Annotated in this window: 22 protein-coding genes (1 of these 22 cut by a window edge); 11 read left to right on the top strand and 11 right to left on the bottom strand. The window is 75.2% G+C overall.

The features are described 5' to 3' along the window. Nucleotides 1-87: 87 nt before the first annotated feature. On the top strand, nucleotides 88-951 hold the full coding sequence (locus tag EMA09_RS28395) for a hypothetical protein (RefSeq protein ID WP_168220736.1): 864 nt from the start codon (nucleotides 88-90) through the stop codon (nucleotides 949-951). Nucleotides 952-981: 30 nt separating this feature from the next. On the opposite strand, the gene disA is transcribed toward EMA09_RS28395, so the two are convergent. Beyond that, nucleotides 982-2,094, bottom strand: coding sequence for a DNA integrity scanning diadenylate cyclase DisA (gene disA, locus EMA09_RS16000; RefSeq protein WP_129841700.1), 1,113 nt, complete (start codon nucleotides 2,092-2,094; stop codon nucleotides 982-984). Between the two features lie 45 nt (nucleotides 2,095-2,139). Further along, nucleotides 2,140-3,552, bottom strand: a complete 1,413-nt coding sequence (radA, locus tag EMA09_RS16005) for a DNA repair protein RadA (RefSeq protein WP_129841701.1) — start codon at nucleotides 3,550-3,552, stop codon at nucleotides 2,140-2,142. Between the two features lie 183 nt (nucleotides 3,553-3,735). Here radA and EMA09_RS16010 point away from each other — a divergent pair, with 183 nt between their 5' ends. Then, complete coding sequence (locus EMA09_RS16010; protein WP_129841702.1) at nucleotides 3,736-5,376, top strand: BACON domain-containing protein; 1,641 nt, start codon at nucleotides 3,736-3,738, stop codon at nucleotides 5,374-5,376. A 721-nt stretch (nucleotides 5,377-6,097) separates the two neighbouring features. Here EMA09_RS16010 and EMA09_RS16015 read toward each other — a convergent pair. After that, nucleotides 6,098-6,736, bottom strand: a complete 639-nt coding sequence (locus tag EMA09_RS16015) for a TetR family transcriptional regulator (RefSeq protein ID WP_129841703.1) — start codon at nucleotides 6,734-6,736, stop codon at nucleotides 6,098-6,100. After that, nucleotides 6,733-7,566: a sugar phosphate isomerase/epimerase gene (locus tag EMA09_RS16020; protein ID WP_129841704.1), complete on the bottom strand. Its 834-nt coding sequence runs from the start codon at nucleotides 7,564-7,566 to the stop codon at nucleotides 6,733-6,735. Before EMA09_RS16020 ends, EMA09_RS16015 begins: the two co-directional genes overlap by 4 nt. Before the next feature lie 71 nt (nucleotides 7,567-7,637). Here EMA09_RS16020 and EMA09_RS16025 point away from each other — a divergent pair, with 71 nt between their 5' ends. Together EMA09_RS16025 and EMA09_RS16030 are read left to right on the top strand one after the other, a co-directional pair. Then, nucleotides 7,638-8,408, top strand: a complete 771-nt coding sequence (locus EMA09_RS16025; protein WP_129841705.1) for an ABC transporter ATP-binding protein — start codon at nucleotides 7,638-7,640, stop codon at nucleotides 8,406-8,408. Next, nucleotides 8,405-9,142: an ABC transporter permease gene (locus EMA09_RS16030; protein ID WP_129841706.1), complete on the top strand. Its 738-nt coding sequence runs from the start codon at nucleotides 8,405-8,407 to the stop codon at nucleotides 9,140-9,142. The genes EMA09_RS16025 and EMA09_RS16030 overlap by 4 nt, the downstream gene beginning before the upstream one ends. A gap of 23 nt (nucleotides 9,143-9,165) precedes the next feature. On the opposite strand, the gene EMA09_RS16035 is transcribed toward EMA09_RS16030, so the two are convergent. After that, nucleotides 9,166-10,104: a Ppx/GppA phosphatase family protein gene (locus EMA09_RS16035; RefSeq protein ID WP_129841707.1), complete on the bottom strand. Its 939-nt coding sequence runs from the start codon at nucleotides 10,102-10,104 to the stop codon at nucleotides 9,166-9,168. 35 nt (nucleotides 10,105-10,139) lie between these two features. Here EMA09_RS16035 and EMA09_RS16040 point away from each other — a divergent pair, with 35 nt between their 5' ends. Both EMA09_RS16040 and ilvD read left to right on the top strand, forming a co-directional pair. Then, nucleotides 10,140-11,024 (top strand): hypothetical protein, encoded by an 885-nt coding sequence (locus EMA09_RS16040; protein ID WP_129841708.1) that lies wholly within the window; start codon nucleotides 10,140-10,142, stop codon nucleotides 11,022-11,024. Nucleotides 11,025-11,133: 109 nt separating this feature from the next. Then, nucleotides 11,134-12,975 (top strand): dihydroxy-acid dehydratase, encoded by a 1,842-nt coding sequence (ilvD, locus tag EMA09_RS16045; RefSeq protein WP_129841709.1) that lies wholly within the window; start codon nucleotides 11,134-11,136, stop codon nucleotides 12,973-12,975. A gap of 4 nt (nucleotides 12,976-12,979) precedes the next feature. Here the strand turns inward: ilvD and EMA09_RS16050 are convergent, their stop codons facing one another. Next, nucleotides 12,980-15,130 carry a serine/threonine-protein kinase gene (locus EMA09_RS16050; RefSeq protein WP_129841710.1) on the bottom strand — a complete coding sequence of 717 codons (2,151 nt, stop codon included), beginning with the start codon at nucleotides 15,128-15,130 and terminating at the stop codon, nucleotides 12,980-12,982. An 83-nt stretch (nucleotides 15,131-15,213) separates the two neighbouring features. Here EMA09_RS16050 and EMA09_RS16055 point away from each other — a divergent pair, with 83 nt between their 5' ends. The 3 genes from EMA09_RS16055 (at nucleotide 15,214) to EMA09_RS16065 (ending at nucleotide 16,550) form a co-directional block, all read left to right on the top strand. Beyond that, entirely contained in the window at nucleotides 15,214-15,717 is a 504-nt protein-coding gene (locus EMA09_RS16055) for a hypothetical protein (RefSeq protein WP_129841711.1), read from the top strand. Between the two features lie 144 nt (nucleotides 15,718-15,861). After that, nucleotides 15,862-16,269, top strand: a complete 408-nt coding sequence (locus tag EMA09_RS16060; RefSeq protein WP_129841712.1) for a winged helix-turn-helix domain-containing protein — start codon at nucleotides 15,862-15,864, stop codon at nucleotides 16,267-16,269. Nucleotides 16,270-16,319: 50 nt separating this feature from the next. Further along, the gene (locus tag EMA09_RS16065) at nucleotides 16,320-16,550 is read left to right on the top strand and encodes a hypothetical protein (protein WP_129844071.1); all 231 of its coding nucleotides are present in this window, start codon (nucleotides 16,320-16,322) and stop codon (nucleotides 16,548-16,550) included. A 66-nt stretch (nucleotides 16,551-16,616) separates the two neighbouring features. Here EMA09_RS16065 and EMA09_RS16070 read toward each other — a convergent pair whose 3' ends face one another. Then, the gene (locus EMA09_RS16070; protein ID WP_129844072.1) at nucleotides 16,617-17,936 is read right to left on the bottom strand and encodes an SGNH/GDSL hydrolase family protein; all 1,320 of its coding nucleotides are present in this window, start codon (nucleotides 17,934-17,936) and stop codon (nucleotides 16,617-16,619) included. 278 nt (nucleotides 17,937-18,214) lie between these two features. Between EMA09_RS16070 and EMA09_RS16075 the strand changes: the two genes are divergently transcribed. Beyond that, on the top strand, nucleotides 18,215-19,051 hold the full coding sequence (locus tag EMA09_RS16075) for a class I SAM-dependent methyltransferase (RefSeq protein WP_129841713.1): 837 nt from the start codon (nucleotides 18,215-18,217) through the stop codon (nucleotides 19,049-19,051). Between the two features lie 17 nt (nucleotides 19,052-19,068). Further along, a complete protein-coding gene (proC, locus tag EMA09_RS16080) occupies nucleotides 19,069-19,878 on the top strand; it encodes a pyrroline-5-carboxylate reductase (protein ID WP_129844073.1) in 810 nt (269 codons plus the stop codon). 80 nt (nucleotides 19,879-19,958) lie between these two features. Here the strand turns inward: proC and EMA09_RS16085 are convergent, their stop codons facing one another. The 4 genes from EMA09_RS16085 to EMA09_RS16100 all read right to left on the bottom strand — a co-directional run. After that, nucleotides 19,959-22,523 carry an ABC transporter permease gene (locus tag EMA09_RS16085; RefSeq protein WP_129841714.1) on the bottom strand — a complete coding sequence of 855 codons (2,565 nt, stop codon included), beginning with the start codon at nucleotides 22,521-22,523 and terminating at the stop codon, nucleotides 19,959-19,961. Further along, a complete protein-coding gene (locus tag EMA09_RS16090) occupies nucleotides 22,520-23,275 on the bottom strand; it encodes an ABC transporter ATP-binding protein (protein ID WP_129844074.1) in 756 nt (251 codons plus the stop codon). The genes EMA09_RS16085 and EMA09_RS16090 overlap by 4 nt, the downstream gene beginning before the upstream one ends. Nucleotides 23,276-23,440: 165 nt before the next feature. After that, complete coding sequence (locus EMA09_RS16095; protein WP_129841715.1) at nucleotides 23,441-24,421, bottom strand: ATP-binding cassette domain-containing protein; 981 nt, start codon at nucleotides 24,419-24,421, stop codon at nucleotides 23,441-23,443. A gap of 5 nt (nucleotides 24,422-24,426) precedes the next feature. After that, a protein-coding gene (locus EMA09_RS16100; protein WP_129844075.1) for an ABC-2 family transporter protein crosses the window boundary here: on the bottom strand, nucleotides 24,427-24,634 show its end. It continues 557 nt past the right edge of the window; the window shows 208 of its 765 coding nt (coding positions 558-765); its start codon lies off the right edge, out of view; it ends in the stop codon at nucleotides 24,427-24,429.

Below are 24,634 nucleotides of genomic sequence, written 5' to 3' on the forward strand. Positions count from 1 at the left end.
CAAAGCGGTCCGCGCCGCGCGTGTTGGGGAGGACCGAAGCGAAGGGTGGGGCGCGGGCACGTGACGGAAGTCTCGTAAGGTTTCCGCGTGGGATCTCTGCGCACTCCGGTCGGGCCGCTGCCGTCCGCCATTTACTGGCGGCGCAGGGCAGTTGTGTTCCTGCTGCTCGCGATCGTCGCGCTGCTCGTGCTGTGGGCCGTGCGGTCCGGCGGCGGGGGCGGCGGGTCGGACACGGCCGGCCACGGCCAGGACACCGAGGGACCGGCCGAGGAGATCACGCCGGGCCCCACCCCATCGGAGTCGCTGATCGACGAACGCCCCGGCGGGCGCGAGGAGTCGTCCGACGACGAAGCCGGCGACGAGGCCGGTGACGAGGCCGGTGACGGCGGCGCGGACGACAGCGCTGACACCGGTGGCGGGGGGAGCGCCGGGAGCGGCGGCACGTCCGGCGGCACGTCCGGGGCCGGCGGCGGTGGCGCCGGGGAGATCGGCGCGGACAGCGGTGCCGCCGGCACGGACGGCGGCAGCGACGGCGCCGTGGACGCGTCGGGGCTGCCCGTCTGCCTCCCCCAGGCCGTCACCCTGTCCCTGCGCAGCGACGCCAACGACTACGCTGCCGACGAGGAACCCGAACTCCGCCTCAGCGTGCGGAACGAGTCGGGCGCCGCGTGCGCCGTCGACTTCGGCACCGACGCCCTGGCCGTCACCCTCGCCGACGCCGCCGACGACCGGGTCTGGACGGACGAGTGCTCGACGGATCCGGCGAGCGCCCCGGTCGGCATCGCGCCGGGGGGCACCGTCATCCACTCGCTGACCTGGGACCGGCACCGCTCGGCCGACGACTGCGACGCGGAACCAGGACCGCTCGCCCCGGCCGGGACGTACCTCGCCGAGGCCACTCTCGGGGACTACCCGGTGGTGCAGACGTCGTTCCGCCTCGACGACGACTGACGGCCGCGCGCGGCCCGGTGCCGCGCCGGGTCAGACGTACCGTTCGAGGATCGAGGACTCCGCGAGCCGCGACAGGCCCTCCCGCACCGAGCGGGCACGCGTCTCGCCGACGCCGTCGACCTGCTGGAGGTCGTCCACGCTCGCCGCGAGCAGCTTCTGCAGCCCGCCGAAGTGGTCCACCAGCCGGTCGATGACCAGGCCGGGCAGCCGCGGCACCTTCGCCAGCAGGCGGAAGCCGCGCGGCGAGACCGTCGTGTCCAGGGCCTCGGGCGCCGCGCCGTACCCGAGGGCGCGGGCGACGGCCGGCAGCTCCAGCAGATCGGTGTGGCCGAGGCCGTCCAGCTCGGCCAGGGCCGTGCCGACCTTCCGGGACCGCTTGCCGGCCGCCTCGGGCAGGTAGTCGCGGACGACGAGGTGCCGCTCCGGCTCGACGCCGGCGATCAGCTCGTCGAGCTGGAGCGACAGCAGCCGCCCGTCCGTGCCGAGCTCCACCACGTACTCGGCGATCTCGGCGGCGATCCTGCGCACCATCTCCAGGCGCTGTGCGACGGCCGCGACGTCCCTGACCGTGACGAGGTCCTCGATCTCCAGCGCGGACAGCGTGCCGGTGACCTCGTCGAGCCGCAGCTTGTACCGCTCCAGGGTGGCCAGCGCCTGGTTGGCCCGCGACAGGATCGCGCCGGAGTCCTCCACGACGCGCCGCTGCCCGTCCAGGTAGAGCGCCACCAGGCGCATCGACTGGCTGACCGACACCACGGGAAACCCCGTCTGGATGGACACGCGCTGCGCCGTGCGGTGGCGGGTGCCCGTCTCCTCGGTCGGGATGCTCGGGTCGGGCACCAGTTGCACGCCCGCGCGCACGATGCGGGAGATGTCCCGGTCGACGACGACCGCGCCGTCCAGCTTGCACAGCTCCCGCAGCCGGGTGGCCGTGAACTCGACGTCCAGCACGAAACCGCCCGTGCACAGCGACTCCACGGTGCGGTCCACGCCGAGGACGATGAGGCCGCCCGTGTTGCCGCGGAGGATGCGCTCCAGGCCGTCGCGCAGCGCGGTGCCGGGCGCGACCGCGCTGAGCGCCGCCCGCACCAGGCCCTCGCCCCCCGGCCTGCCGGGGCCCGCCGGCCGGTCGCTGGCTGCCATGGGAACCCTCCGGAGGACGGATCGGCGCTTACGTCGCGCACGAGTCTACCGGCGCGCCTCCTGGCGCCCGCTGTCGTCGGCGCCCCGCCCGGACGCCCGCGCGGGCAGGACGCGCAGGGCCTCCCCGATGTCGCCGACCTCCAGCACCCGCATCCCCGCCGGCGTCCGCCCCGGGTCGGACGGCACCAGGGCGTGCGTGAAACCGAGCCGTGACGCCTCCGCGAGCCGCCGCTGCACACCGGTGACGCGCCGCACCTCGCCCGCGAGCCCGACCTCGCCGATGGCCACGAGGTTCTTCGGCAGCGGGGTGTCGCTCGCCGCGCTCGCGAGGGCGAGGGCCACGGCCAGGTCGGCCGCCGGCTCCGACAGGCGGACGCCGCCGACCGTCGCGGTGTAGATGTCGTTCTTCCCGAGCGCGGAGATGCGGCCGCGCTGCTCCAGGACGGCCAGCATCATCGACACCCGGGACGTCTCCAGGCCCGAGGTGGTGCGGCGCGGCGACGGGATCTGGCTGGCCACCGTCAGCGACTGCACCTCGGCGACCAGCGGGCGCCGCCCCTCCAGCGTGACCGTGAGGCAGGTGCCGGGCACCGGCTCGTCGCGCCGCGTCAGGAACAGGCCGGACGGGTCGGCCAAACCCGTGATGCCCTCGTCGTGCAGCTCGAAGCAGCCCACCTCGTCGGTGGCGCCGTACCGGTTCTTGACGCCGCGGACCATGCGCAGGCGCGCGTGCCGGTCGCCCTCGAAGTGGAGGACGACGTCGACGAGGTGCTCCAGCAGGCGCGGGCCCGCGATCGCGCCGTCCTTCGTGACGTGGCCGACGAGGATCGTCGACATGCCGCGCTCCTTGGACGCCCGGATCAGCGCCCCCGCGACCTCCCTGACCTGCGCCATCCCGCCCGGCGCCCCGTCGATCTCCGCGGACGCGACGGTCTGCACCGAGTCCAGGACGAGGAGCGCCGGCTTCACCGCGTCGAGCTGGCCGAGGACCGAGCCGAGATCCGTCTCCGCGGCCAGGTACAGGTGGTCGTGGAGGGCGCCGATGCGGTCCGCCCGCATCCGGACCTGACCCGCCGACTCCTCGCCGGTGACGTACAGCGTCGGCCGCTCGGCGGACGCCGCCTTGGCCGCCACGTCGAGGAGGAGCGTGGACTTCCCGACGCCCGGCTCGCCCGCGAGCAGCACGACGGCGCCCGGCACCAGGCCGCCGCCGAGCACCCGGTCGAGCTCCGGCACTCCCGTGCCCCTGGCGCTCACGGACAGGCCGTCCACCTGGGCGATCGGCACGGCGGGCGACGCAACACGGGTGACGGCCGCCGTGCGGACGGCGGGCGCGCCGCCGACCTCCTCGACGGTGCCCCACGCGTGGCACTCGGGACAGCGGCCGAGCCACTTGGCCGTGGACCAGCCGCACTCCGTGCACCGGTACGCGGGTCGATCTGCTTTGCGGGAGGCCATGACGGGAACGCTACCGCCGGCCACTGACATCCCCTCCGGCGCGGCCGTTCGCGCCCTTCGGGACCCGCCGGCGCGCGTACCGTACACGGCGCGCTTCCCCCGTTTCCCCCTGGCCTCACCCGTTCGAGGGAACCTCCCGGCAGCGGGCACGCCGCTGCTCCGCCGGGTGCCTACGGTCGGCGGGTGAGCACCAGCAGTCGTGACCGAACGGCGCACACCATCCCCCGCACCCTCCCCGGCGGACCGGTGCCCGACGCCGGCTCAGGCGCGGACGGCGAGGCGCACCTCGACGGCCTGTTCACGTACTGCCTGTCCCTCGTCTGCGAGCACGACGGCGCGACGGCCGCGCTCGGCGAGGCGCTCGCCCTCGCCGAGCGGCGCACGGAGCGCGGTCGCGCCCCGGGGGACCCCGCGCAGCTCCGGTCCTGGTTCTACGCCCTCGCCCGCTGGGCGTGCGCGCGGCGGCTCGCGGCCGACGGCGGCGCGGCCGGCCCGGCGACCGCGCCCCGTCCGACCGGCGACGAGACCGAGGACCGGCGGCGCCGCCGCGACCTGGCCGCCCTGTCGTGGCCCGAGGCGGCGGGCGCGTCGCGCGCGCAGCGCGAGGCACTCGAACTCGCCGTCCGCCACCAGCTCGGCGTGCGCGAGACGGCGCGGGTCCTGCGGCTGACGGAGAGCGCCGCCCACACCCTCGTGACGACGGGCGCCCGCGAGGTCGAGCGGACCCGTGCCGCCCTGGCCGCCGTCGAGTCGGCCGGCTGTCCGGCCACGGCCGCGCTCGCCGGGGACGACCCGGGGCTGCTCCTCGGTCCCGGGCTGCGCCGCGAACTCCTCCGCCACGTCGACGCGTGCGCGTCCTGCCGCCTCGTGGCGCAGCGGGCGCTGGCCGCGGTGCCGCGGCCGGACGGCGGCCCGGCCGTGGGGACGCGGCTGACGGTGCTGCCCGCGCCCCGGACGGCCGTGGCGGCGGCGCGGCTGGCGGCCCGGCGGGCCGGGGGGCGGCAGGCGCCGCGGTTCGACCGGGCCGGGTTCCCGCTGGCGGACGGGGACCGGGCCGCGCGCCGGGAGCGGCTGCGCGGCCGTGCGCTGACGGCGTCGGCCGTGGCCGCCGTGGTCGCGGCGCCGGTCCTCGCGCTGTGGGCGGCGTACGAGGGCGCGCCCGACACCGGCGACGCCGGCCGTACCGAGGACACGGCCGCGACGGCCCAGGACAGGTCGCTCGACGGCGCCGGCGCGGCGGACGGCGGCGTCGCGTACACGACGGACGGCGGCGCGGGCACCGAGCCGCAGGATGGCACCGCCGGGCCGGGGGACCGTACCGGCGCCGACGCGGGTCCTGGCACCGATGAGCGGTCGGACCCGTCCTCCGACGAGGAGACCGGCGAGGCGGCGGACGGCACGGAGGGGGCCGACGGGGGAGCGGACGGCGGCGCCGACGCGGGACCCGGGTCGCTCACCGCGGACGCCGTCGTCACGGACGCGGGGACGACCGTCACGCTCACCGCGTCGGGCGGCGGGCCGGTGACCTGGAGCGCCGTGTCCGACGCCGACTGGCTCCTGCTCAGCAGCACCTCGGGCACGCTCGCGCCGGGCGAGAGCGAGGTCATCACGGTCACGGTCGACGCGTCCCGGGAGCCGGAGGGGCCGTGGCAGGGCCGGATCTCGGTGCAGCCGGCGGCGGCCGTCATCACCGTCGAGGGCTCGGGCGAGCCGGCCGGCACGGACCCGGAACCGACGGATCCGCCGGCCCCGCCGGAGGAGACGCCGGACCCGCCGGCGCCGACCGACGACCCGGCCACGGAGGAGGCACCGCCCGAGTCCTGACCGGGACCGGCCGCCCGGTTCCCCGGCGGCCGGGTCGTGCCGGTGCCGAGGCCGACAGGGGCGTCGGACCGGACGCGCGGGGAGCCCGCTGCTCCCCGCGCGTCCCCGTCAGGCGCAGGCCGTTTCCGCCTCGGGGGCGCCGTGGTCCGCCGCTCGGGGCGGCGGGCCGGTTGTACGGGTGCCTGCCGCCCGTGCTCGTGCGCGTCCCGTCGCTGCGGCTCTGCCGGCCTGTCGGCTCCGCAGTCACCGGCGGTTCGGCCCGGTCAGCGCCCGGCGCGCGTCCGCGACACCGTGTTCCCGGGACCGCTTCCCAAAGGCACCGCCGCGCGACCATCACGCCCTGGCCGGTGGCCCCCGGAACCTCGGCATCGGGCCGCGCGCGACACGGCAGGCATCCGGTGCGCCGCTCCGCGTACCGCCTGCCGGCCCCGGGCACACGGAGTACCCGATCGTTCGGGCCGTCCGACCGGCCGGCCGAGGCCCGCACAACCGCGGCCACCCCGGGACGCGGGCGGGTGCCCCGGCTGCCGCACCCGGTCGCCCGGCGGCTCGGCAAGGCGGCCGTGCGCGTCGCCCGGCAGGCCGAGGCGGTCGGGCGCGAACACGAGGACCGTCGTCCGGCGCTCCGGCGGCGCTGTCGGCCGGGAAGCCGGCCACCGTGCCGCCGGTGTGCGGGTCCGGGAGGCCGGAACGGCAGCCGCCGTCCGGTCCGTCCGCCGTGTCAGGGCGTGCCGGTGAGGTGCTGCTGGACGACCGGGGCCAGGCGGCGGATCAGGTCCTCCACGTCGGCGCCGGCCAGGGGCTCCACCTGGAGCACGTAGCGCAGCAGGACGACGCCCACGAGCTGCCCGGCCGCCAGCTCGGCGCGCAGCCGGGCGTCCGGGGCGTCGAGGCCGCCGGCGATCCGGCCCAGCAGCTCCGTGCCGACGTAGGCGCGGAAGATGCGCGCCGCCGTCTCGTTCACCACCGCCGAGCGGACCACCGCGAGCAGCGGACTGCGGGTCACCGGGTCCTCCCACACGCGGAAGAACAGCCGCGTGAACCGCAGTCCGAACTCCGCCACCGGGAACCGCGCCTCCTCCGGCAGCCGCCGGACCGCCGGCTCGGCGGCCGCCGCGACCGCCGCGGCGAAGACGCCCTCCTTGGTGCCGAAGTAGTGGTGGACGAGCGCCGGGTTGACGTCGGCGCCGCGCGCGATGGCGCGGATCGACGCCTTGTCGTACCCGTGCTCCCCGAACGCGGCGCGCGCCGAGGCCAGGATGCGCTGCCGCGTGTCCGGCGTGCCGTCCGCCGCCGCGGCGCGCGGCGGGCGGCCGGGGCCGCGCCGCGGGCGCCCGCCGTGCCCGGGGGCGGCCGTCACGGCCGGCTGTCCCCGCGCGGCGTGCCCGCCGGCGTGGCCAGGTGCAGCCGGGTGAACGCCAGGGCCTCGGCGAGGTCCGCCTCGCGCTGCGCCGACGAGGTGGCGCGGCGCGTGTTGATCTCGGCGACGACGTGCCCGGTGTAGCCGGCGGCGGCGAGCCCCTCCAGCAGTTCGGCGCACGGCTGCGACCCGCGCCCCGGCACGAGGTGCTCGTCCTTCCCCGAGCCGCTGCCGTCCGCGATGTGCACATGGCCGAGGCGGTCGCCCATGCGGCGGGCCATGGCGAGGGTGTCGGTCCGCGCGGTCGCCGTGTGGGAGAGGTCGAGGGTGTAGTGGGGGAAGTCCTCGTCGGTCGGGTCCCAGCCGGGGGCGTACGCCTGCATCTCGCGGTCCCGGTAGCGCCAGGGGTACATGTTCTCCACGGCGAAGCGGACGTCCGTCTCCTCGGCGAGCCGGTGGATGCCCGTGACGAAGTCCCGGACGTAGGAGCGCTGCCAGCGGAACGGCGGGTGCACCACCACGGTGGAGGCGCCGAGCCGTTCGGCGGCGGCACGGGCCAAGGTCAGCTTGCGCCAGGGGTCGGTCGACCACACCCGCTGCGTCACCAGCAGGCAGGGCGCGTGCACGGCCAGCACGGGGACGCCGTGCTCGTCGGACAGGCGCCGCAGCGCGTCGAGGTCCTGGCTCACCGGGTCGGTCCAGACCATCACCTCGACGCCGTCGTAGCCGAGCCGGCCGGCTATCTCGAAGGCCGCCGCCGTGTTCTCCGGATACACGGAGGCGGTCGAGAGCGCCACCTTCGCCTCCGGGACGCGTACCTGATGTGCCACGGCGCCAAGCCTACGGCTCCGCGTGCGCAGCGCGGCTTGACGCGCGGTCCGGCCGGTGCTTAATTAAACGCATGATTAATAAATCATCGGGCGCGCCGCCCGGCGCCGTCGTCGCGCGCGGTCTCGCGGTACGGCGCGGTGTCGTGTCCGTCCTGAAGGGGCTCGACTTCACCGTCCCGGCCGGCAGTGTCACCGGGCTGCTCGGCCCGTCCGGCTGCGGCAAGACGACCCTCATGCGCGCGATCGTCGGCGCCCAGGCGCGGGTCACCGGCACCCTCGACGTGCTGGGCGCCCCGGCGGGCAGCGCCGGGCTGCGCGTCCGGATCGGGTACGTCACCCAGGCGCCGTCCGTCTACCTCGACCTGACCGTCCGGCAGAACCTCGACTACTTCGCCGCCGTCCTCGGGGTGCACCGCGCCGCCCGCCGCGACAGGGTCGAGCGCGCCCTCGCCGACGTGGACCTCACCCGGCACGGCGACGCCCTCACCACCGCGCTCTCCGGCGGCCAGCGCTCGCGCGTCTCCCTGGCCGTCGCGCTGCTCGGCACGCCGGACCTGCTCGTCCTGGACGAGCCGACCGTCGGTCTCGACCCGGTGCTGCGCCGCGACCTGTGGAACCTCTTCCACCGCCTCGCCGACGAGCGGGGCGCCACCCTCCTCGTCTCGTCGCACGTCATGGACGAGGCCGACCGCTGCGGACGCCTCCTGCTCCTGCGCGACGGACGCCTCCTCGCCGAGGGGACACCCGACGACCTGCGGGAACGCACCCGCGCCGACACCATCGAGGACGCGTTCCTGCACCTCGTGGACCAGGACAGGGCCAAGGACGGAGACCACCGGTGAACGCCACCCGTACCCTCGCCACCGCGCAGCGCGTACTGCGCCAGCTCCGCCACGACCCCCGCACCATCGCGCTGCTGCTCCTCATCCCGGTGCTGCTGCTGGTGCTCCTGTACTACGTCTTCGACTCCGACCCCGGTGCCTTCGACCGCATCGGATCATCCCTGCTGGGCATCTTCCCGATGGTGACGATGTTCCTCGTCACCTCCATCGCCACACTGCGGGAGCGCACCTCCGGCACGCTGGAACGGCTCCTCGCCATGCCGCTGGGCAAGGGCGACCTGATCCTCGGCTACGCCCTCGCGTTCGGCGCGCTCGCCGCCGTCCAGGCCGGTGTCGCCACGGGGGTCGCGCTGTGGTTCCTCGACCTGGACGTCGCCGGCTCGCCGTGGCTGCTGCTCGTCGTCGCGCTGCTGAACGCCCTGCTGGGCACCGCGCTCGGGCTGTTCGTCTCCGCGTTCGCGGCATCGGAGTTCCAGGCCGTGCAGTTCATGCCCGCCGTGCTCTTCCCGCAGATCCTGCTGTGCGGGCTGTTCGCGCCGCGCGACTCCATGCAGCCGGTCCTGGAGTACGCCTCCGACGTGCTGCCGATGTCGTACTCGGTCGACGGCATGGAGCAGGTCCTGCGCCACACCGACCTCACCGGCGACTGGGTGCGTGACGCCCTCGTCGTCGCCGCCTTCGCCGCCGGGCTCCTCGCGCTCGGTGCCGCGACGCTGCGCCGCCGCACCGCCTGACCGCGCCGCGGGCGGCGCCGGCGTCAGCCCTCCGCCGTCCGCATCCCGTCGAGCCGCCGCAGGATCACGCCCTCCCGCAGCGCCCACGGGCACACGTCGAGCACCTCCACGCCGAAGAGGTCCATCGCCGCCTCGGCGACCAGCGCGCCCGCGAGCAACTGCCGCGCGCGGCCCTCCGAGACGCCGGGAAGCTCCTGCCGCTCCCGCACCGGCATCCCGGCGAGCTTCTGCCCCCACGTCCGCAGGTCGTCGCGGCTCAGCTCGCGCCGCACGTACAGGCCGTCCGCCGACCGCGCCGCGCCCGCCATCCGCGCGAGCTGCTTGAACGTCTTCGACGTGCCGACGACCCGGTCCGGCGCCCCGAGCCGCGTGACGTCCCGCACGGCGTCGGCGACGCACGAGCGCACGTACCGCCGCAGCGACCGCACGTCCGCCGCCGAGGGCGGGTCGCCCGGCAGCCGGGCCGCCGTCAGCCGGCCCGCGCCCAGCGGCAGCGACACCGCCGCGTCCGGCTCCTCGTCCACCCCGACCGCGATCTCCAGCGACCCGCCGCCGATGTCGAACAGCAGCAGCCGCCCCGACGACCACCCCGTCCACCGCCGCGCCGCGAGGAACGTGAGGCGCGCCTCGTCCTCGCCGGAGAGCACCCGGAGTTCGACGCCCGTGCCGTTCGCCACGCGCCGCAGCACCTCGTCCGCGTTCGTGGCCTCGCGCACCGCCGAGGTGGCAAACGGCAGCAGCTCGGCGACGCCCCGGTCCTCGGCCACCTCCAGCGCCTCGCGCACCGTGGCCACCAGGCGGTCCACGCCGTCGGCGCCGATCGCCCCCCGCTCGTCCAGCAGTTCGGCGAGGCGCAGCTCCGTCTTGTGGGAATACGCGGGCAGCGGACGCGCCCCTGGATGCGCATCCACCACCAGCAGGTGAACCGTGTTCGAACCCACGTCGAGGACCCCGAGTCTCATGACGGTCAACGCTACCCGCCCCTTACTCTGACTGTGTGGCGAAGACGAAGAGGGCGAAGCCGGGCAAGGCGCACAAGCAGCTCGACGGTGCGCGACGGCGCGCGGCGGGGGAGGAGGTGCCGCTCGACCACGCCCGTGCATGGGTCGAGTTCCCCGACCCGGCCGACTCCGAACAGGTGTTCCGCTGCGACCTGACGTGGCTCACATCACGCTGGAACTGTGTCTTCGGCCGCGGCTGCCAGGGCATCCAGGCCGGCCGCGCGAGCGACGGCTGCTGCTCGCTCGGCGCCCACTTCTCCGACGAGGACGACGAGCGCCGCGTCGCCGGCCACGCCGCCCGACTCACGCCCGACACCTGGCAGTTCCACGCCGAGGGCACCTCCCCGGCCGGCTTCACCGAACTCGACGAGGACGGCGACCGCCGCACCCGCCGCCACGAGGGCGCCTGCATCTTCCTGAACCGCCCCGGCTTCCCCGGCGGCGAGGGCTGCGCCCTGCACACCCTGGCGCTCGCCGAGGACCGCGAACCCCTGGAGACCAAGCCCGACGTGTGCTGGCAGCTCCCCGTCCGCCGCACCTACGACTGGGTGGAGCGCCCCGACGGCGAGGAGGTCCTGTACGTCGGCATCGGCGAGTACGACCGGCGCGGCTGGGGCGGCGGCGGCCACGACCTGCACTGGTGGTGCACCGGCGCGCCGGCCGCGCACACGGCCGCCGAGCCGCTGTTCCGCACGTACCGGCCCGAGCTGATCGAGCTGATGGGCAAGGAGGGGTACGACGTGCTCGCCGGGCTGTGCGAGCAGCGGCTCGCCGCCCAGTCCGCGCTGCCGCCCGGGGTACGCCTCCTCCCGCTGCTGGCCCCGCACCCGGCCGACCCGGTGCCCACCGTCCCCGCGCCCGCCGCCCCGGCGCCGCGCTAGCCGTCGTCCGGATGTCTCGCATCCCGGTATCCCGGTCCCGGAACGCGGGCCGGAGGCGTAGCCTCGACGGTGCACTCGTTCAGCCTCGTGAGGAGATCGGATCACCACCATGGCGACACTGAGGTCCCGTACCGTCACCCACGGCCGTAACGCGGCGGGCGCCCGTGCCCTCCTCCAGGCCGCCGGCGTAGCGCGGGAGGACTTCGGGAAGCCGATCATCGCGGTGGCGAACAGCTTCACCGAGTTCGTCCCCGGCCACACGCACCTCCAGCCGGTGGGCCGGATCGTGTCCGACGCGATCCGCGCGGCGGGCGGTATCGCGCGCGAGTTCAACACGATCGCCGTCGACGACGGCATCGCCATGGGCCACGGCGGCATGCTGTACTCCCTGCCGTCCCGCGATCTGATCGCCGACTCGGTCGAGTACATGGTCGAGGCCCACTGCGCCGACGCGCTCGTGTGCATCTCCAACTGCGACAAGATCACACCGGGCATGCTGATGGCCGCGATGCGCATGAACATCCCGACGGTCTTCGTGTCCGGCGGCCCCATGGAGTCCGGCACCGCGACCCTGGTGGACGGCACCGTCCGCAAGCTCGACCTGATCTCGGCGATCTCCGAGGCGGCCAACGAGTCGGTGTCCGACGAGGACGTCCTCCGCATCGAGAACAACGCCTGCCCCACCTGCGGCTCCTGTTCCGGCATGTTCACCGCCAACTCGATGAACTGCCTCGTCGAGGCGATGGGCCTCGCCCTCCCCGGCAACGGCTCCGTCCTCGCCACCCACACCGCGCGCCGCGCCCTGTACGAGGACGCCGGCCGCGCCGTCGTGGACCTCGCCCGCCGCTTCTACGACGACGACGACGCCACCGTCCTGCCCCGGGCGATCGGCTCCCGCGCCGCCTTCGAGAACGCCATGGCCCTCGACATCGCCATGGGCGGCTCGACCAACACGATCCTCCACCTCCTCGCCGCGGCCCAGGAGGCCGGCCTCGACTTCGGCCTCAAGGAGATCGACGCCCTCTCGCGCCACATGCCGTGCATCGCCAAGGTCGCGCCCAACGGCTCGTACTACATGGAGGACGTCCACCGCGCCGGCGGCATCCCCGCGCTCCTCGGCGAGCTGCACCGCGCCGGCCTGCTCAACGAGGACGTCCACAGCGTCCACAGCCCCTCGCTCGCCGACTGGCTGAAGACCTGGGACATCCGCGGCGGCTCGCCGTCGCCGGAGGCCGTCGAGCTGTTCCACGCGGCACCCGGCTGCGTCCGCTCCTCCAGCGCCTTCTCCCAGTCCGAGCGCTGGGACACGCTCGACACCGACGCCGAGCGGGGCTGCATCCGCGATGTCGCGCACGCCTACTCGCGCGAGGGCGGCCTCGCCGTCCTGTACGGCAACCTCGCCGAGGACGGCGCGGTCGTGAAGACGGCGGGCGTGGACGAGTCGATCTGGGTCTTCGAGGGTCCCGCCGTCGTGGTGGACTCGCAGGAGGAGGCCGTCGACGCGATCCTCACCAAGCGCGTCAAGGAGGGCGACGTCGTCGTCGTCCGGTACGAGGGGCCGCGCGGCGGGCCCGGCATGCAGGAGATGCTGCACCCCACGTCGTTCCTGAAGGGCCGCGGCCTCGGCAAGAAGTGCGCGCTGATCACCGACGGCCGCTTCTCCGGCGGCACGTCCGGCCTGTCCATCGGCCACGCCTCCCCCGAGGCGGCGGCGGGCGGCACGATCGCGCTGGTCCGGGAGGGCGACCGCATCCGCATCGACATCCCGAACCGCCGCATGGAGCTGCTGGTGCCGGACGAGGAGCTGGCCGCGCGCCGGGAGGCGCTCGGCGGCCGGTACGCGCCGGCGGCGCGCGACCGCAAGGTGTCCCTCGCGCTGCGCGCCTACGCGGCCATGGCGACCAGCGCCGACCGCGGCGCCGTCCGCGACATCAGCAAGCTGGAGGGCTGAGGGCTCAGCTCCCGCCCGCGTCCTCTTCGGCGAGCGCGTCCACGGGCGTGGCGTACAGCGTGTTCCCCAGGGTCACGACGTACGCCACGCCCGTGTCCGTCACGACGGGTGCCGGGGCGGAGCCGTCGCTGCCGAGGCCCGGCGTGCCGGGGTGCGCGGCGCCGCGCCGGTCCGCCGTACCGCCGTCCGCGGGAAGACGGTGGAGCCGCCCCTCGCCGTCCGACACGTACAGCGCCCCGTCCCGCGCGGCCGGCCGCGACATGACCCGTACGCCCGTGTCGCGGTCCCACAGCACCTTCCCCGCCGCCGCGTCGACCGCGGTGACGCGGCCGTTCAGCGACGAGGCGTACACCGTGCCGTCGGCCACGACGCCGCGCGGTTCGGCGGGCACCGGCAGCGGGGTGCGGGTCCACGCGTCCGCGCCGCCGCCGTCGAGGGCGAGCCGCAGCACGGCGGTGGTGACGGGCACCTCCGGGTCCAGCTCCTGGAAGTACGCCGCGCCGCCGTCCATCCCGATCAGCTCCAGCGCGCCCGCGGTCTCCGGCGGCGGGGTGACCGGCACCGGCCACAGGGGGCGGCCCGCCGGGTCGAGGAGCATGAGCTCGGGCGCGCCGCCGGACGCGGTGTCCCGTGTCTCGACCAGCAGCCGGTCGCCGTGCGCCGCCGTCGCCGTGACATAGCGGCCCGGCGCCTCCCACACCCCGGCGGGCGCGAGGCCGTCCGTGCGGTAGAACCGCAGCGTGCTGTCCCCGTTCCGCAGGGCCAGGGTGCCGCCGGCGAGCAGGTGCAGGGAGCCGGCCGCCTCGGGCGCGTCGATCTCGCCGCGCTCCGCCCCGTCCGGGCCGAGGACGACGACGCCCTTGTCCGACCTCGCGTACACCGCGCCGCCGTCCGTGACGGCGGTCGGCCCGCCGTACGCGTCGCGCGGCCCCTCGTGGCGGAAGCGCTCCGTGCCGTCGGGGCCGAGCAGGACCGTGAGCTGCCCGCCGGCCGAGCACAGCAGCCCGTCGTCGGCCGGTGCGCAGGAGAAGCCGCCCGTCGCCGCGTCCAGGACACCGAGGTCACGGAGGTCCAGCTCCCATGGCCGGAACTCCGCGGCCTCGTCACGAGTCTCCGCGTCCTGCGTCTCCCGCGCTGCGGTCCCCCCGTCGTCCCAGGGCGCCACGACCCACACCCCGCCGCCCGCCACGGCAAGGGCCACCAGCGCCGTCACCCCAGCGGTCCACCGCCTGCGCCGGCGCGTCCGCCCGTCGGGGGATGTGTCGGGCAGCGGCACGGACCGCCGTTCCTCCGCCGCCGGACCCGCCGCATCCGGCCAGTGCGGCGCCACCGCGCCGCCCCCGCCGCGGGCCACCGTGCCGAGACGCAGAAGATCGGCCACCGGCGGCCGCCGCTCCGGGTCCTTCGCGAGGCACCGCGCCACCGTGTCCCGCAGCACGCCGGGCACCGCGTCGAGATCGGGCTCCTCGTGCACCACCCGGTAGGCCACGGCGAACGGGTCCCCGTCCGCGTCGAACGGACTGCGCCCCGTCACCGCGTACGCCACCACGGCGCCCAGCGCGAACACGTCCGCCGCCGCCGTGACCTCCCCGCCGCCGGTGAGCTGCTCCGGCGCCATGAACGGCGGCGACCCCAGCACCGCGCCCTGCTCGGTGAGCCGCCGGCTGTCGGCCAGCGCCCGGGAGATCCCGAAGTCGATCAGCCGCACCCCGTCGTCGGCGAGCAGGACGTTGCCCGGTTTCAGGTCGCGGTGGACGAGCCCGCACCGGTGGATGTCCCGCAGCGCCTCGGCGAGCTGCGCCCCGAGGCGGGCGGCCTCGCCCGTGCCGAGGGGACCGCCGTCCTCCACCCGGTCCGTCAGCGAGCCGCCCGGCACGTACAGCGTCGCGAGCCACGGCGGGTCGCCGTCCGGGTCGGCGTCCACGACCGGCGCCGTGAACGCGCCGCTCACCCGCCGCGCCGCGGCCACCTCGCGCCGGAACCGCGCCCTGAACCCCGCGTCGCCCGCGTACTCGGGGCGGATCACCTTCACCGCGAGCAGCCGGCCCCCCGCCGTCCGCGCCAGGTGCACGACGCCCATGCCGCCGCCGCCGAGCCGGCGTTCCAGGACGTACTCGCCCAGCCGCCGCGGCGCGGTGTCCCGGTCGTCCGTCATGCCATCCCCCCGGTGGGCCGCAGTGCCGGTGGACAGCGTACTGGGGTGCCGCGCCGCGGAGCGGTACGGCCATAATCGACCACATGTCCCCCTCCGCACGCACCCCAGAACCTGCACCCGACGCGGAACCGCGGCCCGACTCCATCAGGTTCTACGGCACCACCTGGGTCGACCACTCCGGCGGCTACCGCGTGCGGCGCGTGCTCCTGGCGCTCGGTTCCACGGTGCTGACACTCGTGGGCGCCGTCGTGCTGTGGCTCTGCTACGTCAGCCTGGTGGGCACGGACACGGCGTCATGGCTGCGGTCCCTGGTCGTCCTCGCGCTGGTGCTGTGCACCGCGATCTCGTTCACGCGCGCGTGGGCCGGCTACACGCGGCCGCGGCCCGCCGACGCGGCGGACGAGTCGGCGTTCCGCAGCATCAGGATCGTCGGCTTCGTCGGCGTGCTGCTCGCGTACGCGCTGCGCAGCCTGGTCGAGGCGCCGGGGGAGAAGCTGCTCCGCCTCGACCACGAGGCCGCGCTCGACCAGTACCGCCGCCGTACGCGCAAGCGCTCCCGCAACCCGTCGCGTCGGGGGAAACGCTGAACCGCCCTCCGGGGTAACCCCTATCTTTCCCTGACGGGTGTCAGAAAAAATTGACACCCGTGGGGCGTCCTTGCGAGGCTCCTGCGCGTACCTGGAAGAACGCCGCGCGTGCGCCGGCGCCGCAGGACGGGAAGGAGGGGGAGCATGCAGACCGGACCCGATCGTGCCGCTGCCGGCAGCGCCGGGGGCACCGCACCGGACGACGACACGCCCCCCACCGGCGACCGCCTCCTCGCCGTCCTGGCCGCCCTCAGCAACCCGCACCGCATGCGCATCATCGCCGCCCTCGCCGCCGAGCGGACCTACGTCAGCCGCCTCGCCCGCGTCGTCGGCCTCAGCCGGCCCCTCACGCACATGCACCTGCGGCGCCTGGAGGAGGCCGGCCTCATCACCGGCTCCCTCGAACTGTCGGACGAGGGCCGGGCGATGAAGTTCTTCGAGGTCACCCCATTCGTCTACGAACTGTCCCCGCGCACGGTCGCGGACGCCGCCGGGAGCCTGTCCCCGGAGTCCCCGGCGTCCCCGGTGCGGGGAGAAGAGGAAGCGCAGTGAACCTCGCAACGTCCTACGCCGAGGACACGTCCTGGGTGTGGCCCGCGGTCATGAGCCTCGGGGGTTTCTTCCTCCTGCTCATCGTCGTCGTGTGGCAGATAGCCGCGACCTGGCGCGCCCGGATGCTGGCCCGCCGGGAGGAGGAGTACCGGCGCCTCGCCGCCAAGTACGCCGAACTGCTGGAGGACCAGACCGAGATCCTCCGCCGCTGGACCGACGACCTCACCGAGACCCGCAAGTCCGTGGCCTCGATGGAACGGATGATGCGCGAGATCGACTGAACCCCCCGCCCCGCACGGGCGCGCCGGCCGGTGGCCCGGGGCCGGCCGCGCCCGTGGCGCCCCGCCTCAGCGGAACAGCCGGTCCGGCACCGCGGCCGCCAGCAGGCCGTAGCCCTCGGGCGTCAGATGCAGCCAGTCCCCGTCGTGGACGTCCGGCAGCAGCCGCTCCGGGTGCGCCGGGTCGCGGACCGCGCGGTCGAAGTCGATCACCGCGTCGAACCGGCCGCTGTGGCGTATCCAGTCGTTGACCGCCAGCCGGGCCTCCTCGCGCAGGCCGGCCGGATCGTCGTACCCCGCGTTGTTCCCGAACGGCAGCAGTGTCGCGCCGTAGACCTCGATGCCCTGGGCGTGGGCGCGTTCCACGATCTGGTCGTACGCCGTGATCAGGTCGTCGGTGACGCGCCGCTGGGCCTCCTCGGTGGCCGCCGCGGTGCCGATGTCGTTCACGCCCTCGAAGACGATGAGCCGGGTCACGCCGCTGGTCGCCAGCACGTCGCGGTCCAGGCGGGCGAGCGCGTTCGGTCCCAGGCCGTCGTCGAGGACGCGGTTGCCGCCGGCCGCCTGGTTCAGGACGGCGACGTCGCGGGTGGCGCGCCCGGACAGCAGGCGGTCCTGGAGCTGGTCGGGCCAGCGGTCGTTGCCGTTGGTCGTCGAACCCCGGCCGTCGGTCAGGGAGTCACCGAGGACCGCCGTGGCGCTGGTGCCCCGGCCCGACAGGGCCTCGACACCGCTGAGGAAGTACCAGTGGTCGACGGGCGTCGCGCCGGGCAGCGCCTCGTCGCCCGTGTGATCGCCCGCCAGGAGGTACGAGGTGGTGCGCGAGCCGGGATGCGACGTGATCGCCCCGGACGCCTGCCCGTCGCGCAGGTACACCGAGACCGACAGGTCGGTCCCGGCCGCCACCCGCAGGTCGATGGGGTCCGAGACGACCTGGGCACCGACCGGGACACTGATCGACTCCCGGCCGCTGAACGTCACCGGCACCGTGCTGCCCGGCTCGACGGCGTCCGTCCCCGCGCGCCCGCCCAGCGGCCGTGCCACCGAGACGGCGGTGATCGGCAGCGCCGCCCCGCCGAACGCGTTGGAGAAACGCAGGCGTATCCCGTCGTCCCCGCCCGTGGCCACCCGCACGGTCTGGCGCAGGGTCGTGTCGTCGAGAACGAGATTCTCCTGCGTGAAAGGCGCGGGCGGCATATTCCCCGGCTCGGTCAATTGCGGCATCGCCGTCCAGATGTTGACCCAATGCCGGCCGCCGGTCCCGGAATGGGCGGTCGCCGTCTGCGCCGCGGCGGACGGCTCCGCCCCCGCGGGCGCGCGGTCGGCACCCACCGCCGAGCCCACCGTGACCAGCGCCGCGGCCAGGAGCCCCACGGCTGCCGGTGCCATGATCGACCGGAAGCTTTTCACGACCCACCTCATTCCTTTTTCCGTCCGTGCCGTTGTCGCCGTACAGACCTTTCGAGGGCAGCACGGCGCACTCCGGGGGAATGCCCGGCCGTGACCGGGGACCTGGAGAAGGAATTACTGAACGCCGCTTTCGCCGTGGTGAACCTAGACAGGGCCGTAAAAAGCGTCAAGAAGACGGGCGGCCGAAAGATTTCCGGGCACGGAAGGCCCCGCACCGAACGGGCCGCCGCGCCCGGCCGACCGGCATCCTGGATCCCATGACGCCCCCCGAGTCCCGGACGGCGCACCTCGCCTCCTCTTTCAACGCCGTCGCCGCCGACTACGCCGCCGCCCGCCCCTCCTACCCGCCCGCCCTCTACGACGCGATCGAGGAGCTGACCGGCCGGGCCATCGCCGGGTCCCGCGTCCTCGACATCGGTGCCGGCACCGGCCTCGGCACCCGCCCGCTGCACGAGCGCGGCGCCCGCGTCACGGCCGCCGAGCCCGGCGCGGGCATGGCCGCGCAGTTCCGCGCCGCGCTCCCCGGCGTACCGCTGCTGCGCGCGAACGGCAACGCGCTGCCGTTCGCGCCGGGCGTCTTCGACCTCGTCACCTACGCCCAGGCGTGGCACTGGACCGACCCCGCCCGCTCGGTCCCCGAGGCGCTGCGGGTCCTCCGCCCGGCAGGCGCCGTCGCCCTGTGGTGGAACCGGTCCGACCCCGCCGACCCCTGGAACCGCGACCAGGAGGAACGGCTGCGCCCCCACTTCCCGGAACTCGACCGCGAGGACATGAGCGTCCTGGCCGGCGACCGCGTGCGCGCCCTCGGCCTCCCCGTCACCGTCCACTCCCGCGCGATCCCGTGGCAGCGGACCGTCGGCGTGGACACCCACCTCACGAACCTCGCGAGCCACTCCCACTTCGCCATCAGGGCCGCCGGGGTGAACGCCCCCGTCCTCGCCGCCGAACGCGCCGCGGCGGCACGGGCGTTCCCCGACGGACGCGTCACCGAGCGCTACGTCGTCCGCCTCACCGTCCTCCTCCCCGACGGCGGCACCGGCCGTCCCGCCCGAGGGACTCCGCACCCGGGGCCGCGGCCCCGGGTGCGAGGATGAACGGCATGAGCAGTTCCCTGACCCACCAGATCGCGGTCCTCGGCGCCGGGAAGATCGGCGAGGCCCTGCTCGGCGGCCTGCTGCGGTCGGGCCGCGCGCCCGCCGACGTACGGGTCACCGTGCGCCGCCCCGAGCACGCCGCCGCCCTGCGCGAACGGCACGGCGTCGAGGCCGTGAGCACCGCCGAGGCCGCCAAGACCGCCGGCATCCTGATCCTCGCCGTCAAGCCCCAGGACATGGACGCCCTGCTGCGCGAGCTGGCCCCGCACCTGCCGCCGGACCGCCTGGTCGTCTCGGCCGCCGCCGGTGTCACCACCGCGTTCATCGAGGCACGCCTCCCGGAGGGCACGGCCGTCGTCCGGGTCATGCCGAACACCCCGGCGCTCGTGGACGAGGGCATGTCCGTCATCTCGGGCGGCAGCCTCGCCACCGAGACGCACCTGACGTGGACCGAGGAGATCTTCGGCGCCGTCGGCTCGACGCTGCGGCTCCCCGAGTATCAGCAGGACGCCGCCACCGCCCTGTCGGGCTCGGGACCCGCGTACTTCTACTACCTCGTCGAGGCCATGACGGACGCCGGCATCCTGCTCGGCCTGCCCCGCGACAAGGCGCACGACCTGATCGTCCAGGCCGCCGTGGGCGCCGCCGTCATGCTCCGCGACAGCGGCGAGCACCCCGTCGCCCTCCGCGCGGCCGTCACCTCGCCGGCCGGCACGACCGCCAGCGCCCTGCGCGAGCTGGAGAACCACGGCGTCCGCGCCGCCGTCATCGCCGCCATCGAGGCGGCCCGCGACCGCAGCCGCGCCCTCGGCGGCGGCACCGCGTAGCGGCACCGCGCACACGGACGGCCGGCCCGTCCGCCGTACCCCTCCGGTACGGCGGACGGACCGGCCGCGCGGCCCGGACGTCAGTCCGTCGCGATGGCCCGCAGCACGTTCATCCGGCCCGCGCGGAACGCCGGCAGCAGCGCCGCCACCAGCCCGACCACAGCGGACCCGGCGAACACCCCGCCGATCGTCGCCCACGGTATGTCCAGCACGTGGAAGCCGCTCGGCGCCATCACCCGCTGCGCCGCCGTGCCCCACGCCAGCCCGATGCCGAGGCCGAGGAGCGCGCCGAACAGCGCGATCACCACCGACTCCAGCCGCACCATCCGCCGGAGCTGCCGCCGCGACAGGCCGATCGCCCGCATGAGCCCGATCTCCCGGGTCCGCTCCACCACCGACAGCGTCAGCGTGTTCACGACACCGAGGATCGCCACGATGATGGCGAGCGCCAGCAGCGCGTAGACGATGTTCAGGAGCTGGCCCATCTGGTCCTCCATGAGCTGCTTGTACTCCGCCTGGTTCCGCATCTCGAACTGCGGGTACGGGGCCAGGGCGTCCCGCAGCGCCGCGTGGACGGCCTCCGCCCGCCCCTCGTCGGCCGTGACGAACAGGGTCGAGGGCAGCGGCACCAGGTCCGCCGGCAGGTGCGCCCGCACCGTGGCGAGCGACACGTACATCGCGCCCTGGTCGAGCAGCGTGTCCTCCGACGTGATCGCCGCCAGCCGCAGCGGCACCGTCTCCCCGCCCACGAACCGGACGGTCAGCTCGTCGCCCACCGCCAGTCCGTGCTCCTCGGCGAACGACTCCCCGACGGACAGCGCGTCGTCGCCGAACGCGTCCGCCGGCTCGCCGGACACCGCCTCCGCCCGCAGATCCCGCGCGTAGGTGGGATCGGCGGCGACCAGTTCCTCATCCGCCACGGCCCCGCCCGGAACCGTGATCTCGGCGTTCACCGACGTCAGGTCCGTCACATGGGCGATCCCGGGCACCGCCCGCACCGCGTCGGCCGCCTCCGGCGTGATCCGCTGCTCGGACACCGTGTCGACGATGAAATCCGCGCCCACCGTGCGGTCGAGCTGGTCCGACGCCGACGCCACCACCGAGGAGCCCACCACCGACAGCGACCCGACGAGGGCCAGGCCGATCATCAGCGCGCCCGCCGTCGCCCCCGTACGGCGCGGGTCGCGGACCGCGTTCCGCCCGGCCATGCGCCCCACCGTGCCGAACAGCCGCAGCACCACGGCCCCCACGGCCCGCACCACCACGCCCGCGAGCAGCGGCGCGACCACCACCGCGCCCACCAGCGTCAGCAGCACGCCGGCCCCGAGGAACGGCGCCCCGTCCGCGCTCTCCTCCGCGCCCGCCGCGACCACGAGCGCCGCCGCGCCCGCGCCGCACAGCACCACACCGAGCACCGCGCGCACCCGCCCCGTCCTGGCGTCGCCCGGCAGCCCGGCCTCCCGCAGCGCCGCCATCGGCGACACCCGGCCGCCGCGCCGCGCCGGCAGCCAGGCCGACACCACCGTCGTCACGACGCCCACCACGAGCCCGGCCACCGGTGTCGCCGGCGAGACCGTCAGCCGCGCGAGATCCACCTCGACCCCGGCCGCCGACATGAGCTTCAGCAGCCCGGCCGCCAGCCCGATCCCGGCCCCGACACCGACCACGGACCCGGCGACACCCAGCAGCAGCGCCTCGACGAGCACCGAGCGGTTCACCTGCCGGCGCGACGCGCCCACCGCCCGCAGCAGCCCCAGCTCCCGCGTGCGCTGGGCGACGAGCATGGAGAACGTGTTGACGATCAGGAAGATCCCCACCAGCACGGCGAGCGCGGCGAACCCGAGCATCGCGTACCGCAGGTAGTCGAGGAAGCCCACGTCATCCCCGAGGTCGGCCTCCACCTGCGCGGCCGTCCGCGCCTCGACGGTGTCCGCCCCGAGCGCCTCGGTGATCCGCGCCGCCAGCTCCGCGTCCGACACGCCGTCGGCGGCCGTGACCCGCACCTCGCTGATCACACCGGCCGACCCGAGCAGCGCCTCCCGCGCGGCGGCCGGTTCGAGCAGCACCGTCGACAGGCCCGGATTGGCCGTGGTGAACGCGGCGAGACCGGTCACCTCCACCTCGAACGTCCCCGGGACGGCGACGACCGTCAGCGTGTCACCGATCGCGACACCTGCCCGCTCGGCGGTGTCCGCGTCGAGCACGGCCTCTCCCGGTCCCCCGGGCGCGCGCCCTTCGGCCAGCTCCATCGCCCCCCGCGTCGACGGCCCCCAGTCCCCGCCCATGGTGGGCGCCCCGTTGCCCGTCGCGACATCGTCCCCCTCGGCGTCGGTCACGGTGACGGACGACGTGGAGACGGCACCCTCCGCCTGCGCCACCCCGTCGACCGCGCGGACGTCGTCGACGACCGCACCCGGCAGCGTCCGGTCGCGCCCGGTCTCCTGGGCGTTCTCCTCCTCGGCCGGCCCCACCGTCACATCGGCCGTCGTGGAGGCGAAGAACCGGTCGAACGTCGACTCCAGCGTGTCGCTGAACACCAGCGTCCCGGACACGAAGGCGACCGACAGCACGATCGCGATCCCCGACAGCGCCATCCGGCCCTTGTGCGCGAGGACGTTCCGCAGGGAGGTCCGCAGCACCGTCATGCCGTCCGCCCCCGGCCGTCGAAGCGCCGCATGCGGTCGAGGACCCGGTCGGCCGTCGGCCGGTGCATCTCGTCCACGATCCGGCCGTCGGCCAGGAAGACGATGCGGTCCGCGTACGCCGCGGCCACCGGGTCGTGCGTGACCATGACGACGGTCTGCCCCAGCTCGTCCACCGAGCGCCGCAGGAACGCCAGCACCTCACCGCCGGCCCGCGAGTCCAGGTTGCCCGTGGGCTCGTCCCCGAAGACGATCTCCGGCCGCGAGGCGAGCGCCCGCGCCACCGCGACCCGCTGCTGCTGCCCGCCCGAGAGCTGCGCCGGACGGTGCTTCAGCCGCCCGGCGAGCCCCACGGTCGCCACGACACGGTCCAGCCACTCGGTGTCGACCCGCCGCCCCGCGATGTCCATCGGCAGGGTGATGTTCTCCAGGGCGGTGAGCGTCGGCAGCAGGTTGAACGCCTGGAAGACGAATCCGATCCGGTCCCGCCGCAGCCTGGTGAGCCGCTTGTCCCGCAGCCCGGTCAGCTCCGTGCCGCCGATCTGGATCCGCCCCTCGCTCACGGTGTCGAGACCGGCCAGGCAGTGCATCAGCGTCGACTTCCCCGACCCCGATGGACCCATGATCGCGGTGAACGCCCCGCGCTCCAGGTCCACGCTCACGTGGTCGAGGGCGAGCACCCGGGTCTCGCCCGTCCCGTAGGCCTTCACGACATCCCGCGCCCGGGCGGCCACCGCCTCCCGCGGCGCCGCCACGTCCCCCGCGGGCGTCCTGGTCTCTGCGGTCCTCACGTTGCTTCCCCTCGTCGAACAGGCCGTCGCCCGCGGGCCACGGGCCGCGTCCCGGCCATTGCGGGATCAACGGTGCCGTTCGGGGAGGGAGCGGCACGATGGTGCACACGGCCGTCTTTCCGGTGGGGTCTACCCCACCTTCTTCCCTCCGGAGGACCCCAGGGAGTACATGCGCGCGATCACCTCCTCGATGTCCGGCTCCCGCAGCGACAGGTCGGCGACCGGGTACGCGGCCGTCACGGCGGCCACGAGCGGCGCCGCGCTCGCCGACGCGGGGAACGCCAGCCACTGCCGCGGCCCCTCGACCCGCACGGTCCGCGCGCCCGGCACCTCGACCGGCGGCAGTTCCCGCGCCAGGTCCACGACGAGCGTCCGCTCGCTCCCGCCGATCTCGTGCAGCGCCGACGGAGCGCCGTCGTGCACGAGCCGCCCGTGGTCGATCAGCATGACCCGCGAGCAGAGCTGCTCGACATCGTTCAGATCGTGCGTCGTCAGCAGCACCGTCGTGCCCTGTTCCCCGTTCAGATCGCGCAGGAAACGACGGACCTTGGCCTTGCTGATCACATCGAGCCCGATCGTCGGCTCGTCCAGGTACAGCACGTCCGGGTCGTGCAGCAGCGCCGCCGCGATGTCACCGCGCATCCGCTGCCCCAGCGAGAGCTCCCGCACCGGCACCCGCAGCAGGACCCCGAGGTCCAGCATCTCCACGCACCGCTCCAGGTTCTCCCGGAACCGCCGCTCCCCGATCCGGTACAGCCGCCGCACGAGACCGTACGAGTCCCGCAGGGGCAGGTCCCACCACAGGGTCGTCCGCTGCCCGAAGACGACCCCGATGCGCCGGGCCAGCTTCACCCGGTCCCGGGCCGGGTCGATCCCCGCCACCCGCAGCCGGCCGCCGCTCGGCGTGAGGATGCCCGTCAGCATCTTGACGGTGGTCGACTTCCCCGCCCCGTTCGGCCCGAGGTACCCCACCATCTCGCCCGGCGCCACCGTGAACGAGATGCCGTCGACCGCCCGCACCTCCTCCCGCACCCGCCGCAGCCCCCGGCCGGCCCGCCGCCGGACCGCGAACACCTTCTCCAGGTCCACCACTTCGATCAGCGCGCTCATCAGCCTCAGCTCCCCGTACTCCGGTACGACCGCAGCGCGGCACGCCACACCAGCGCCGCCGCCGCGCACAACACCCCGGCCACCGCGGGCGACATGAAGTCCACCCAGCCGGGCAGCCCCAGCGGGTCATCCTTGCCCAGCAGCCGCAGCGCCGGCACCCAGTTCACGAACGCCAGCGGCACCACGAACGTGACGCCCTGCACCAGCTCGCGG

Origin of the sequence: Streptomyces sp. RFCAC02, from assembly GCF_004193175.1 — a bacterium.
GTDB lineage: Bacteria > Actinomycetota > Actinomycetes > Streptomycetales > Streptomycetaceae > Streptomyces.

Bases quoted from the DNA above. Each gene is read 5' to 3' on its own strand.
- disA (WP_129841700.1), bottom strand. From the start codon at position 2,094: ATGGCAGCCAGCGACCGGCCGGCGGGCCCCGGCAGGCCGGGGGGCGAG.
- radA (WP_129841701.1), bottom strand. From the start codon at position 3,552: ATGGCCTCCCGCAAAGCAGATCGACCCGCGTACCGGTGCACGGAGTGC.
- EMA09_RS16025 (WP_129841705.1), top strand. From the start codon at position 7,638: ATGATTAATAAATCATCGGGCGCGCCGCCCGGCGCCGTCGTCGCGCGC.
- EMA09_RS16035 (WP_129841707.1), bottom strand. From the start codon at position 10,104: ATGAGACTCGGGGTCCTCGACGTGGGTTCGAACACGGTTCACCTGCTG.
- ilvD (WP_129841709.1), top strand. From the start codon at position 11,134: ATGGCGACACTGAGGTCCCGTACCGTCACCCACGGCCGTAACGCGGCG.
- EMA09_RS16050 (WP_129841710.1), bottom strand. From the start codon at position 15,130: ATGACGGACGACCGGGACACCGCGCCGCGGCGGCTGGGCGAGTACGTC.
- EMA09_RS16055 (WP_129841711.1), top strand. From the start codon at position 15,214: ATGTCCCCCTCCGCACGCACCCCAGAACCTGCACCCGACGCGGAACCG.
- EMA09_RS16060 (WP_129841712.1), top strand. From the start codon at position 15,862: ATGCAGACCGGACCCGATCGTGCCGCTGCCGGCAGCGCCGGGGGCACC.
- EMA09_RS16065 (WP_129844071.1), top strand. From the start codon at position 16,320: ATGAGCCTCGGGGGTTTCTTCCTCCTGCTCATCGTCGTCGTGTGGCAG.
- EMA09_RS16070 (WP_129844072.1), bottom strand. From the start codon at position 17,936: ATGGCACCGGCAGCCGTGGGGCTCCTGGCCGCGGCGCTGGTCACGGTG.
- EMA09_RS16075 (WP_129841713.1), top strand. From the start codon at position 18,215: ATGACGCCCCCCGAGTCCCGGACGGCGCACCTCGCCTCCTCTTTCAAC.
- EMA09_RS16085 (WP_129841714.1), bottom strand. From the start codon at position 22,523: ATGACGGTGCTGCGGACCTCCCTGCGGAACGTCCTCGCGCACAAGGGC.
- EMA09_RS16095 (WP_129841715.1), bottom strand. From the start codon at position 24,421: ATGAGCGCGCTGATCGAAGTGGTGGACCTGGAGAAGGTGTTCGCGGTC.